Origin of the sequence: Natronococcus sp. JC468, from assembly GCF_012163165.1 — an archaeon.
Taxonomy (GTDB): domain Archaea; phylum Halobacteriota; class Halobacteria; order Halobacteriales; family Natrialbaceae; genus Natronococcus; species Natronococcus jeotgali.
Map to the genome: position 1 here is coordinate 43,526 of NZ_JAAVUO010000023.1, position 11,109 is coordinate 54,634.

An 11,109-nucleotide genomic window follows, 5' to 3' on the forward strand; every position below is an offset into this window, starting at 1 on the left:
CGCGGCGGGGGGGGGGGGGGGGGGGCGGGGGGGGGGGGGGGGGGGGGGGGGGGGCCCCCCCCCGCGGGGGCGGGGGCGGGGCGGGCGGCGAGGGCGTTCGTGTAGTCACCGTTTTACCGCTCGAGGCGCTATCCCGGGCCATGACCGGCCCCGAGACGCTGTCGGTGACGATCGTCGACGGCTACGTCGACGAACCCGCCCACTTCGGGGTGCCGCCGTACATCTCGACGTACCCCCGGTACGCGGCGGGGGCGCTCGTCGACGCGGGGGTCCCCCGCGAGCGGATCACCTACCACACGATCGACGGCCTGCGCGACGAGCCCGACCGCTGGCGCGACGTCGACGAGGCCGATCTGCTGATCTATCTGGGGGGGATGACCGTCCCCGGAAAGTACGTCGGCGGCACGCCCGCCGAGCCCGACGAGGTGCGAAAGCTCGCCTGGACCGCAAGCGGGACGAGCCTGATGGGCGGTCCCGTCAAGTTCGGCGTCGGCGAGGAAAACGCCGGCGCCACCGAGACCGAACGGCAGGATCTGGACTTCGATTTCGTCGCCAAGGGCGACGTCGAGGCCGCCGTCCACGACTTAGTCGAGAGCGGTCTCGAGGGCTTTTCCAACCGGATGCGCGACGTCGACGAAGTCTCGCGGTGGGCCCAGGAGGGCGCTTTCATCGTCGAACAGCACCCCAACCACCCCGAGTACCTCATCGCCGAACTCGAGACCTCGCGGGGCTGTGCCTACCGGTGTTCGTTCTGTACCGAACCCCTCTACGGCAACCCCACGTTCCGCCCGCCGCCGTCGGTCGTCGGCGAGGTCGACGCCCTCTCCGATCTCGGCGTCAAACACTTCCGGATCGGCCGCCAGGCCGACATCCTCGCCTACGGCGGCGACGGCGAGGCCCCGAATCCCGACGCGCTCCGATCGCTGTACGGCGGGATCCGCGAGGTCGCGCCCGACCTCGAGACGCTGCATCTCGACAACATGAACCCCATCACGATCGTCGAGTGGCCCGAGAAGTCTCGGGAGGGGATCCGGATCATTGCCGAACACAACACGCCTGGCGACACCGCGGCGTTCGGACTCGAGTCGGCCGACCCGCTCGTCCAGGAGGAGAACAACCTCAACGTCACCGCCGAGGAGTGTTTCGAGGCGGTTCGGATCGTCAACGAGGAAGCGGGATGGCGACCCGGAGGGCCGAGGGATCCGAGGCCCGCCGACCGCGCGAGCGCGGGCGAGGACGCCCCGACGCGCCTTCCCAAGCTCCTGCCCGGGATCAACCTCCTGCACGGGCTCAAGGGTGAACGCGAGGAGACCTACGAGCGCAACCTCGAGTTTCTCCGTCGAGTGTACGACGAGGGGTACATGCTCCGGCGGGTGAACATTCGGCAGGTGATGTCGTTCGACGGCACCGAGATGAGCGAGACGGGCGCGGAGATCGCAAACGACCACAAGAAGCTCTTCAAGCGCTACAAGCAGCAGGTCCGCGAGGAGATCGACAACCCGATGCTCGCCCGGGTCGCCCCGACGGGAACCGTCCTCCCGGACGTCCACCTCGAGTACCACCAGGACGGGAAGACCTTCGGCCGCCAGCTGGGCACCTATCCGCTCTTGGTCGGGATCCCCGGCGAGCGCGAACTCGGGAAGACGACCGACGTCGCGGTCGTCGACCACGGCTACCGGTCGGTGACGGGGGTGCCGTACCCGCTGGATCTGAACGCGGCGTCGATGGACGAACTCACGACCGTTCCCGGCATCGGGAGCTCGACCGCGGGCGACATTGTCGTCAACCGCCCCTACGAGTCGGTCGCCGACGCCGAGTTCGGCGGCGAGGTCGATCTCGAGGGGTTCGCAACGGCGCGACCGCTCGAGCGGGCCGACTGACGGGGACTGACGGTCCTTGGCTGACACCGCTCACCACGGTAGTCGTTCGGTAGTTCTATTACGGTCGGGGCGCAGAGTCAAACGCGAGGGTCTACCTGTGGAAATATCTGAAAAACTGCTGTGTTTGTTCAGTACGGAAGTCTCGGAGGAGGAGGATCGGTACGTCATCGAGGTGCCACGACAGGAAGTCGAAACCGGCGATATCGACGCCGGCGACGTCTACCGTGTCGCGCTCATCTCTCGTGATGAAGCAACCGAGGACGCCTCGAGTTCGGCGTCCCAGCCCCAGACCGCGCCGTCGGAGCCCCAGCCCCCGGTCGACGTCGACGAGACCCGCTACGTCGAGATCGAGGACATCGGCAAGCAGGGCGACGGCATCGCCCGCGTCGAGCGCGGGTACGTGATCATCGTCCCCGGCGCCGAGGTCGGCGAACGCGTCAAGGTCGAGATCACCGAGGTCAAGTCGAACTTCGCCGTCGGCGAGATCATCGAGGACACGTTCTGAGAGGCCGCGCGATCGAGAGATCGCGCCGGTTCTTCCCGTCGTACACGGACCGCTCGAGCCGTCGGGACGCCCCGAAAGCGGCCGAGCCGCGAGCGGCGTCGCTCAGTAGAACAACGCCGGGAGCGCCAGCGCGACGCCGTTCGTCCAGCCGAAGCCGAACTGGAGCGGATACTCGCCGCCCCCGCCGGCGCCGGAGCCCCCGGCGACGTCGTACTTTTCGAGCATCAACCCGCTACGGTCGAAGACCTCGCGGTTGAGGTCGAGCCAGCGGCCCGCGATCGTCTCCGCGAGCTCGTCGTACCCGTACTGGCGAAGCCCCACGACGGCCATCCAGTGCAGCGGCGCCCACCCGTTCGGGTAGTCCCACTGCTCGCCCGACTCGGTCAGCGTCGTCACCAGCCCGCCGGGGTGGAGAAAGCGCTCCTCGAGGTGAGCGGCGACCGCGGCCGCCTGGTCGTCGGTCGCCAGCCCGCAAAACAGCGGCACCGCCCCGGCGAGCGACCAGCTGTCCGTCCGTCTCCCTTCGGTCCAGCAGTAGTCGAAATAGAAGCCCGCGTCGTCGTCCCAGCAGCGGGCGTCGATCGCCCGCCGTCGTCGCCCCGCGGCGCGGGCGTACCGGTCGGCGGCGTCGGGGTTCCCGCGGGTCCGCTCCCACCGCGAGAGGGTTCGCTCCAGGGCATAACAGAGGGCGTTCAGGTCGACCGGGAGCAGTTCGGTCGTCCGGATCGTCGCCAGTTCGTCGCCGGCGAGCCACCGGCTGCTGAAGTCCCAGCCCGACTCGCAGGCCGCCCGGACGTCCCGGTAGAGCTCCCGGTCGGGTCGATCGGTCGTCTCCGCGAGGGCGACGTCCTCGCAGTACGATTCCTCGCGCGGGGCCGCACGGTCGTCCCAGTACCGGTTCAGCGGCCCGTCGTCGGTGTGAACGACGCGTCGGACGGCGCGGTCGTCCTCGGCGATGTCGTTTCGCCCGTCCATCCAGAACTCGTACTCGCGGCGCAGCGCCGGCAGGTACGGCCGGACCGCCTCGAACCCGCGCTCGCTCTCGAGGATATCGAGGAGGTGACAGAACATCGGCGGGTTCGATCGACTCGAGTAGTAGATGCGGTTCCCGTTGGGGACGCAGCCGTACCGTTCGATAAGCGCCGCGTAGTTCTCCGCGAGTTCGTCGATGAGGTCGAGCCGTCCGGTGACGGCCAGCCCGGTCGCGGTGAAGTACGTATCCCAGTAGTAGCTCTCCCGAAACCGCCCGCCGGGGACGACGTACCGGCCGGGAACCGACAGCAGCGTGCTCCTCTCGGCCCCCTCGACGGGCTCCCTGATCAGGTGCTCCCAGAGCTCGTCGATGTAGCGCTCCATCGAGAGCCGGGAGGGATCGGCGGCGATGACGGGATCCTCGGGGAGGGCGAACACATCCGAAAGAAAGGTCTCGAGGTCGAAGTCGGGCTCGCCGCGTCGCCGCTCGAAACGCTCCCTGATCGCGTCGCTTTCGTCCTCGGGGATCGCGTCGACGAACGTCTTCGAGTCCTCGAGCGTCCGCGACAGCTGGACGGTCTCGAAGAGCTCTCCGGCCAGTTGCGGGTACGAAGAAAGCGAGCCCATACTGGCTCGATAGTCGAACGGATTTTATTTTTGTTATGATTTCGGACGGCGAGTAGAACGATCGGCACCGAGGAAGTCGCGTCAGATCGGCCGCGGGCCCGAAGCGCCTACCGCGGGATCGTCTCCCGGAACGTCTCGGGATCGTCGTGGAAACAGTCCCCGACCACGACGGCGTCCGCACCGGCCTCGAGGATCTCGCGGGTCTTCTCGGCGCTGTCGATCCCGCCGCCGTACAGCAGCGTCGTCTCCTCCAGGTACCGCGCGGCCGTCTCGACGTCCGCCGTTCCGCCGTAGGTGCCAGAGTACTCGACGTAGAAGATCGGAAAGCCGTAGAACGACTCGGTCGCGAGGGCGGCGCCGGCGACCTCGTCGGGGGAGTAGGCCGTCTCGACCCCGGAGACGGCCGCGGCCGTCGACGCGAGGTGCTGGACGACGTACCCCTCGCCGACGAGCTTGTCGGCGAGTTCGGTGACCACGTCGACGCCCTTCGAGGCGATCAACTCGCCGACCAGCGGAACGCTCGAGCCCAGCAGCTCGTCGGGTTTCTTTCCGACCTCGGTGAACAGCTCGAGGTGTTTGCCCACGAAGTGCTCCCGATCCCCGTTGTAGACGGCGGGGATCGAGACGGCGTCGGCCGCCTCGACGGTCTCCCGGGAGACGTGCGAGGAGCTGTACGGTTCCTGCCAGACCGGCAGCGACGGAAACGAGTCGGCGACGCGCTCGATCGCCGTGAGGCTGTTGGCCTCGGTGACGCCGTCCGAGCCGCCGACGAGCACCAGATCGGTCCCCTCGAGCGCGCCGAGATCCGACGGGAGGGGTTTCGCCGGATCGACCTTGGTGACGTGGCTGATCGCGTCCCAGTCGATGTCCATAGCCACGGATACCCCGGTCGCCGCAAAGTCCTGTCGGTCTCGAACGCGCTCGCGGCGTCAGTCCTCGAGGGGCGTCCCGTCGATCCCTTTGGCGCCCTCGGAGTCGTGGACGACGACCTCACCCGGCCCGGGGTCGGCGGGCTCGTAGGCGTCCCGGACGCCGATCGCCTCCTCGAGCTCTCGAACCGCGCGCTCTTTCAGGGCGCGGGCGAGTTCCTCGGCGTCCTCGCGGGCGATCTCCCGGCCGAGCCCCTCGCACTCGTGGGCGCGGACGACGCCCTCCTCGTCGACGGCCTCGCCCATCGGCTGGCTCGTGCCCGCGAGCGCGACGCTGAAGGGGTACGTGCGACAGATCAGCGGGCGGTCCTCGTGGACGGTGCAGGCGCCGACGCCGGCCTCGTCCTCGGCGTAGAACGCGCAGTCGCCGCAGCCGTCGGTCTGCAACGCCCACTCGAAGGTCTCGCCCTCGAGGCCGTCCGCGCCCTCGGTGAGCCCGTAGGGCATCGGTCGGGCGACGTCGCGCCACTCGCGGTCCTCGGCGTCTGGCACCGCGTCGTCCTCGCCCCCGTCGCTCCCGATGGCGGCGGCCTCGGCGTCCTCGAGCCGACGGACCTCGTCGGGGAACACCGTCGCCGTGTGTTCCTCCTCGCCGTGGCCCGTACAGCAGGCGCCACACCGGGTACACTCGAAGCCGATGGACTCGATGGCGTCGGCCAGGTCGTCGATCGCGAGCTCGCGGGCGGACTCGAGTTCGGCCTCCAGCGATTGCACACCCGTTCGTACGCCTCGAGGGGCAAAAGCGAGTCGCTTGGAGCCGGAACACCCGTCGGCGGATCGGAGTGTCGTCTCGAGCGAGAACGAACCGTTAGGATCGACCGCGGCCTACGGTACCGCATGGCAACGCTCAACGAGGAGATGGCCGACGTTCAGACCGAGATCGATCACGTCCGGGATCGCCTCCGGACGGAGGTTCCGGAGCTGTTCGCCTTCGACGTGACCGTCAGCGGGATCGAGTACAACGCGAACCACAACAGTGTCTCGTTCACCGTCGAACCGAGCTCGGAAGCCCAAAAGCAGATCGCCGAGGAGTTCGGCGGCGTCCGGGTCAAACTGGAGGAGCAGCTCAGCTTCGAGTTCCAGTTCACCTCGAGCGAGTGACGCCCGCCTCGGGGATCGCGGCGCGCTCGCCGTCCCACTCGATCCGCCCCTCGACGGCGAGCTTCTCGAGGTGGGCCCGAACCGTCGCCCGCGCGAGGTCGCGAACGCCCGAGAGGTCCTTCTCGTAGGCCGCCTCGAGGATCTCCGGTAGCGCGCTCGCGCCGTCCTCGACCGCCTCGCGGATCCGTCGCTCGCGGCGGTTCCGGTGGGCGATGAGCCGCTCGAGGGTCTCCCGGGGAGTCTCGATGACGGGCCCGTGACCCGGGTACAGCGTCGGGGGGTCGATCGCCCGGAGCCGACGCAGCGTCGTCAGGTACGCCCGCAGGTCGCCCTCGGGGGCGCCGACGACGACGCTGCCCTCACAGACGGCACAGTCGCCACACACGATCGGACCGTCCGCACCGGCCTCGAAGGCGAGGTGGTCCGGGGCGTGTCCCGGGGCGTCGAGGACGCGCACCCGCTCGTCGCCGACGGGAATCGTCGCTCCGGGGGCGAACTCGCGGTCGGGTTCGATTCCCGTCGCCTCGCGAAACCGGTCGGTGCGGCCGTACCGCGCCCACACCGTCGCCTCGGTCTCGGCCGCGTACGCCGCGACCGCGCCGACGTGGTCGGGGTGAGTGTGGGTGACGACGACGTGCTCGACGGATCGGGCCGCGACCAGCCGATCGAGCGCGTCGGTTCGGGCCGCGGGGTCGACGAGGACCGACGGCTCCTCGCCGAGCAGGTAGGCGTTGGTCCGGCCGCCGGGCGCGCGGGTCGATACGGGGGCGGCGCTGGAAACGACGTTCACGGGCGAACGTTACGGTCGGGGGAAAAAGGTGGTGTCGCTACCGCTTCAGGAAGTAGACCTGCTTACGGGCGTCGCGGAAGCTGTACCGGGAACCGATCAGCTCGACGTCCTCGAGGCGGTTGAGCGCGTAGCGGACGGTCCGGTCGGGCAGCAGCGACTCCTCGGCGAGTTGCCCCTGGGAAAGCGGCGAGTCGGTCTCGAGGACCTTGGCGACGAGTTTCGCGCTCGGGGGCAGGTCGCGAAGTCGATCGCGGTACTCCTCCTCGGAGAGCGACTGCTCGGTAGCGCCGGCGCGATCCTCTGCGGTACTCATGCTCATACCGAGTACAGCGGAGTCGGTACTGGTAAAGCTTCCCTATATGTGGATACGAACAATCCAGTTTGTATAAGGTGTATCCCCGTCATATTATCACTCTCGATTGACGTGTTCGCTCGCGAACGGACCGATCAACTCGCCGAGTGACCGAACCGTCGGGCTACAGCCTCCGTCGAGGTCGTTTCCGACGTTCGAGAACGTGTCAGTCCTCGGACGGTCGTCGTCGGACTCCAGTATCGTTTTATCCTGTCGTCGCCGTAGTTGGAGCCAGCGTGAAAGGACAGGAGTGGTACCAGGCCGACGACGTCGCCGCCGAGTACGACGACAAGCGGTTCTCCCAGGGCGGACAGCTGATCGACCGCCGGGAGAAGGAGGCCGTACTCGAGGCGATCATGCCCGTCGAGGACCGCAACGTCCTCGAGATCGCCTGTGGTACCGGGCGGTTTACGGTCATGCTTGCCGAGCGCGGCGCGGACGTCGTCGGATTGGACATCTCGGCGGCGATGCTGCAACAGGGACGCAAGAAAGCGAAGGCGGCGAACGTCGCGGGAACCCTCGAGTTTCTGCGGGGCGACGCCGGACGGCTGCCGTTCCCGGACGATCACTTCGATACCGTCGTCGCGATGCGGTTTTTCCATCTGGCCGACGATCCCGAGGCGTTCCTCCGGGAGATGCGCCGGGTCTCGCGCGATCAGATCGTCTTCGACACGTTCAACCGCTTTTCGGCACGCAGCGTCTACAACTGGGCGCTCCCGATGGGGTCACGCCTGTACTCGAAGAGCGAGGTGAGCGTCCTGCTCGCGAAAACCGACCTGACGCTGGTCGACGTCGAGGACGACTTCCTCGCGCCGTACGGACTCTACCGATCGATCCCGAACGGACTGGCGAACGCGATCCGCTCGGTCGACGAGACGGTGGGCGGCCGCCCGCTGACCGACCACCTCTCGTCGGTCTCCTACTGGAACACCCGCGTGCGGTGAGCGGGATCGAATTCCACCCTATTTTTATCCTCGGACGCGGCTACTGTAGGGCATGGAGCTCTCGGTAGTCGTCTCGACGCTCAACGACCGGGAGCGACTGCTGTCGTGTCTCGACGCGCTCGCGACCGAGACCCCCGTCGAGACGGAACTCGTCGTCGTCAACGGCCCCTCTTCGGACGGGACCACCGGCGTCGTCCGCGAGCGCGAGGACATCGACGTTCTCGTCGAGATCTCCGAGCGAAACCCGAACGTCTCCCGCAACGCCGGCTTCGAGACGGCGACCGGCGACGTCGTCGCCTTCCTCGACGCCGAGTACGCGGTCGAGCCGGGCTGGTACGGGGCTCTCGAGGGCGCGGTCGCCGACGGCGCGGACGTCATCGCCGGCCCGACGGGCGAGGCCGACGGGACGCTCGCGGAGACCGAACGGACGCGGTCGGTCGCCGGACGGGACGTGACCCTGTTCGACGGAGGCAACGTCGCGTTCGACTGCACCTCGCTCGAGGCCCTGGACGGGTTCGACGAGTACATCGAGGGCGACGGCGCCGTCGACTGCGCTCACCGCGCGAGCGGCCTCGGCTTCGAGGTCGCCTGGGAGCCGTCGATGACCGCTCGGAGCGACGTCGGCGCGGACGGCGGGCGAGCCGACCCCGACTGGGGGACCACCTACCGGGCGCTCGCCTATGGACTCGGGAAGAACTACGGCCCGCGACCGACGGTCCTCGGGCGCACCGTCGGCAGCGCGATCCGGGACGGGGCCGCGGGCGTTCGGGAGATCGTCACCGGGAGCGCGACGCCGACGGGCTGGTTCTCGAACGGCGTCGACGTCGTCACGAACGCCGCCGGCGGCCTCAAGGACGGGCTCCGAGCCCGGTACGCCGACCGGTCGACGCGGCGCAATCCGAACGGGCTGTCGGTGCGCCACGACCGGGCCGTTCGGATCTACGACCGCCGGTGATCACTCTCCGCGGAACTGCGGCTCCCGGTCGGCGAGTCGCGCGTCGAACCCCTCCCGGTAGTCGTCCGTGTCGTCGAGTTCGCGCGCCAAGGCGCGCTCGAACTCGAGCCCCCGGTCGAGTGGTGTCTCGAGGGCGGCGTTGAGCGCTCGTTTTCCGTTCTCGAGGGCCAGCGGCGCGTTCTCGCAGAGTCGGTCCGCGAACGCCTTCGTGCGCTCGTCGACCGCCCCGTCGGCACAGACCTCGTGGACGAGTCCCATCCGTTCGGCCGCCTCGGGGTCGACGTACTCGCCGGTGAGTACGATCTCCTTGGCCCGCGAGAGCCCGACGAGCCGGGGGAGCCGCTGGGTGCCCCCGCCGTGGGGGAACGTTCCCAGCGTTACCTCGAGCAGGCCGTACTTCGCGTCGCGGCCGATAATCCGGAAGTCACAGGGCAGTGTCAGCTCGAACGCGCCGGCCGGCGCGGCCCGCTTGATGCCGACGACGGTCGGCTGTCGCGTCGTCTCGACGGTCTCGAGCAGGGTCGGGAAGACGTCCCGGTCGACGTCGGAGTCGGGTTCGACCCGGTCGCGCATCATCTCGAGGTCCATTCCGGCGCTGAGGACGGGTCCCTCTCCGAGCAGGGTGATCGCCCAGACGTCCTCGTCGGCGTCGACGCGTTCGAACGCCGCGGTCAGATCCCGTATGAGTTCGACCGACATCGCGTTTCGCTTCTCGGGTCGGGCGAGGTAGACGTCGGCCCGTCGGTCGTTCCGATCGATGCGCGCGAGTCCCGTGCCAACGGATTCCATGGCGAACCGATCAGGTGCCGGGAGTATAACGTTCGGGTTCGGCCGATCGACGGCTGCCGTCGAAACCGCGGAGCGACCGGCGGCCGCTACTCGGGGTCGAACCCGCCCGCAAGCCGGTCGAGCGCGAACAGCGCGAGCGCCCCGAGACCCGCCCAGACGGCGGTCTGCAGGAGGACGTCGATCGTCAGGGGGTGAGCCTCGGCGACGTTGTGAAGCGGCGCCGGAACCGAGCCGGCGATGAGGCCGACGAGAAACAGCAGCGTCAGTTCGCGCTGTCGGTCAAGGGCGTGCCGAACGATCCTGGCGATGGAAACGAGACCGACGACCCCGCCCGCGACGAAGACGACGACGGTCGCCCCGGGGTCCGCGACGGCCGCGAGCGTGCCGTCGGCGAGCAGGAGATCCCGAATCGACCCGAGAAACGCGCTCAGCTCGCCGGAGAGGAAGACGTACTGACCGAGCAAGATCAGGATCAGCGACCCCGATACGCCCGGCAGGATCATCGCGCTGACGGCCAGTGCCCCCGAAAGGAAGATCAGGAGGGGGCCGCTGCCGGGCAACTCGAGGACGTTCGCGGAGACGAGCAGGGCGATCCCCGTGCCGGTGGCCGCCGAGAGGACGTGCCGGGCCGAGGCGAACGTCAGCGTCCGAAAGAGGACGATCGCCGAAGCGGCGATCAGCCCGATGAAGAAGCCGAAGAGCGCGAGGGGGTGCGACTCCGCGAGCACCGTGACGGCCTCGGCGATGATCGCGACGGCGGTGACGATGCCGACTCCCAGCGGCAGGAGAAACTGGAGATCCATCTCGAGCAGCGCCTCCCTGGCCCGATCGCGGCGCTCGGCGTCGTACCCCCGGAGGACGTCGATCGCTCGCCTGGGAGTGAACGCGGTGACGGCGGCGATCAGCCGGCCGTAGAATCCGAGCAGGAGCGCGACGGTGCCGCCCGAGACGCCGGGGAGGGCGTCGGCCGTTCCCATACAGAGCCCGTAGCAGTAGACCCGCAGCACCGAGAACCGCGGTCCGAGCCGCCGTTCGAGAGCGTGTAACATTCCTCTGGGTCACCGTCCGATCGTCGTCGACGGCGAAACACCGACCGCCCGTTTTGCGACCATACGTAGCGAACGTTTCGGCTCCGACATAAATCGACTCACTCGGTTCGACGGATGCGAACCCGACCTGAGTGATCAGCGCAACCTTTGAACATCTGGAAGGAACGTCTCAATCCAATCGCTAGCGAAACTCAGCCGATGGCTCAAGCGAAGAAA

The 11,109-nt window shown here is 68.5% G+C and carries 12 protein-coding genes; 5 read left to right on the top strand and 7 right to left on the bottom strand.

Annotation, left to right across the window (positions count from 1 at the left end; genetic code table 11):
• Window positions 1–140: 140 nt before the first annotated feature.
• Both GWG54_RS13785 and GWG54_RS13790 read left to right on the top strand, forming a co-directional pair.
• Window positions 141–1,880: a radical SAM protein gene (locus GWG54_RS13785; protein ID WP_167938321.1), complete on the top strand. Its 1,740-nt coding sequence runs from the start codon at window positions 141–143 to the stop codon at window positions 1,878–1,880.
• Between the two features lie 97 nt (window positions 1,881–1,977).
• Window positions 1,978–2,385, top strand: a complete 408-nt coding sequence (locus GWG54_RS13790; RefSeq protein WP_008427043.1) for a TRAM domain-containing protein — start codon at window positions 1,978–1,980, stop codon at window positions 2,383–2,385.
• A 102-nt stretch (window positions 2,386–2,487) separates the two neighbouring features.
• On the opposite strand, the gene treF is transcribed toward GWG54_RS13790, so the two are convergent.
• The 3 genes from treF to GWG54_RS13805 all read right to left on the bottom strand — a co-directional run bounded on the left by treF (window position 2,488) and on the right by GWG54_RS13805 (window position 5,627).
• Window positions 2,488–3,984, bottom strand: coding sequence for an alpha,alpha-trehalase TreF (treF, locus tag GWG54_RS13795; RefSeq protein WP_167938322.1), 1,497 nt, complete (start codon window positions 3,982–3,984; stop codon window positions 2,488–2,490).
• Window positions 3,985–4,091: 107 nt separating this feature from the next.
• Window positions 4,092–4,856 (bottom strand): heptaprenylglyceryl phosphate synthase, encoded by a 765-nt coding sequence (locus GWG54_RS13800; RefSeq protein WP_167938323.1) that lies wholly within the window; start codon window positions 4,854–4,856, stop codon window positions 4,092–4,094.
• A 57-nt stretch (window positions 4,857–4,913) separates the two neighbouring features.
• Window positions 4,914–5,627 carry a YkgJ family cysteine cluster protein gene (locus tag GWG54_RS13805; protein WP_167938324.1) on the bottom strand — a complete coding sequence of 238 codons (714 nt, stop codon included), beginning with the start codon at window positions 5,625–5,627 and terminating at the stop codon, window positions 4,914–4,916.
• Window positions 5,628–5,750: 123 nt separating this feature from the next.
• Between GWG54_RS13805 and GWG54_RS13810 the strand changes: the two genes are divergently transcribed.
• The gene (locus GWG54_RS13810) at window positions 5,751–6,014 is read left to right on the top strand and encodes a hypothetical protein (RefSeq protein ID WP_167938325.1); all 264 of its coding nucleotides are present in this window, start codon (window positions 5,751–5,753) and stop codon (window positions 6,012–6,014) included.
• On the opposite strand, the gene GWG54_RS13815 is transcribed toward GWG54_RS13810, so the two are convergent.
• Complete coding sequence (locus GWG54_RS13815; RefSeq protein ID WP_167938326.1) at window positions 5,998–6,804, bottom strand: MBL fold metallo-hydrolase; 807 nt, start codon at window positions 6,802–6,804, stop codon at window positions 5,998–6,000. The genes GWG54_RS13810 and GWG54_RS13815 overlap by 17 nt on opposite strands.
• 37 nt (window positions 6,805–6,841) lie before the next feature.
• Window positions 6,842–7,123: a helix-turn-helix domain-containing protein gene (locus GWG54_RS13820; RefSeq protein ID WP_008427056.1), complete on the bottom strand. Its 282-nt coding sequence runs from the start codon at window positions 7,121–7,123 to the stop codon at window positions 6,842–6,844.
• 269 nt (window positions 7,124–7,392) lie between these two features.
• Between GWG54_RS13820 and GWG54_RS13825 the strand changes: the two genes are divergently transcribed.
• Window positions 7,393–8,100, top strand: a complete 708-nt coding sequence (locus GWG54_RS13825) for a class I SAM-dependent methyltransferase (protein WP_167938327.1) — start codon at window positions 7,393–7,395, stop codon at window positions 8,098–8,100.
• A 52-nt stretch (window positions 8,101–8,152) separates the two neighbouring features.
• On the top strand, window positions 8,153–9,055 hold the full coding sequence (locus GWG54_RS13830; protein ID WP_167938328.1) for a glycosyltransferase family 2 protein: 903 nt from the start codon (window positions 8,153–8,155) through the stop codon (window positions 9,053–9,055).
• Here GWG54_RS13830 and GWG54_RS13835 read toward each other — a convergent pair whose 3' ends face one another.
• Together GWG54_RS13835 and GWG54_RS13840 are read right to left on the bottom strand one after the other, a co-directional pair.
• Window positions 9,056–9,844 carry an enoyl-CoA hydratase/isomerase family protein gene (locus GWG54_RS13835; RefSeq protein WP_167938329.1) on the bottom strand — a complete coding sequence of 263 codons (789 nt, stop codon included), beginning with the start codon at window positions 9,842–9,844 and terminating at the stop codon, window positions 9,056–9,058.
• An 86-nt stretch (window positions 9,845–9,930) separates the two neighbouring features.
• Complete coding sequence (locus GWG54_RS13840; RefSeq protein WP_167938330.1) at window positions 9,931–10,893, bottom strand: DUF368 domain-containing protein; 963 nt, start codon at window positions 10,891–10,893, stop codon at window positions 9,931–9,933.
• Window positions 10,894–11,109 lie beyond the last annotated feature (216 nt).

What these genes read in the sequence shown, in the direction of transcription:
- GWG54_RS13785 (WP_167938321.1), top strand. Translation starts at nt 141, where the DNA reads ATGACCGGCCCCGAGACGCTGTCGGTGACGATCGTCGACGGCTACGTC.
- treF (WP_167938322.1), bottom strand. Translation starts at nt 3,984, where the DNA reads ATGGGCTCGCTTTCTTCGTACCCGCAACTGGCCGGAGAGCTCTTCGAG.
- GWG54_RS13800 (WP_167938323.1), bottom strand. Translation starts at nt 4,856, where the DNA reads ATGGACATCGACTGGGACGCGATCAGCCACGTCACCAAGGTCGATCCG.
- GWG54_RS13810 (WP_167938325.1), top strand. Translation starts at nt 5,751, where the DNA reads ATGGCAACGCTCAACGAGGAGATGGCCGACGTTCAGACCGAGATCGAT.
- GWG54_RS13820 (WP_008427056.1), bottom strand. Translation starts at nt 7,123, where the DNA reads ATGAGCATGAGTACCGCAGAGGATCGCGCCGGCGCTACCGAGCAGTCG.
- GWG54_RS13830 (WP_167938328.1), top strand. Translation starts at nt 8,153, where the DNA reads ATGGAGCTCTCGGTAGTCGTCTCGACGCTCAACGACCGGGAGCGACTG.
- GWG54_RS13835 (WP_167938329.1), bottom strand. Translation starts at nt 9,844, where the DNA reads ATGGAATCCGTTGGCACGGGACTCGCGCGCATCGATCGGAACGACCGA.
- GWG54_RS13840 (WP_167938330.1), bottom strand. Translation starts at nt 10,893, where the DNA reads ATGTTACACGCTCTCGAACGGCGGCTCGGACCGCGGTTCTCGGTGCTG.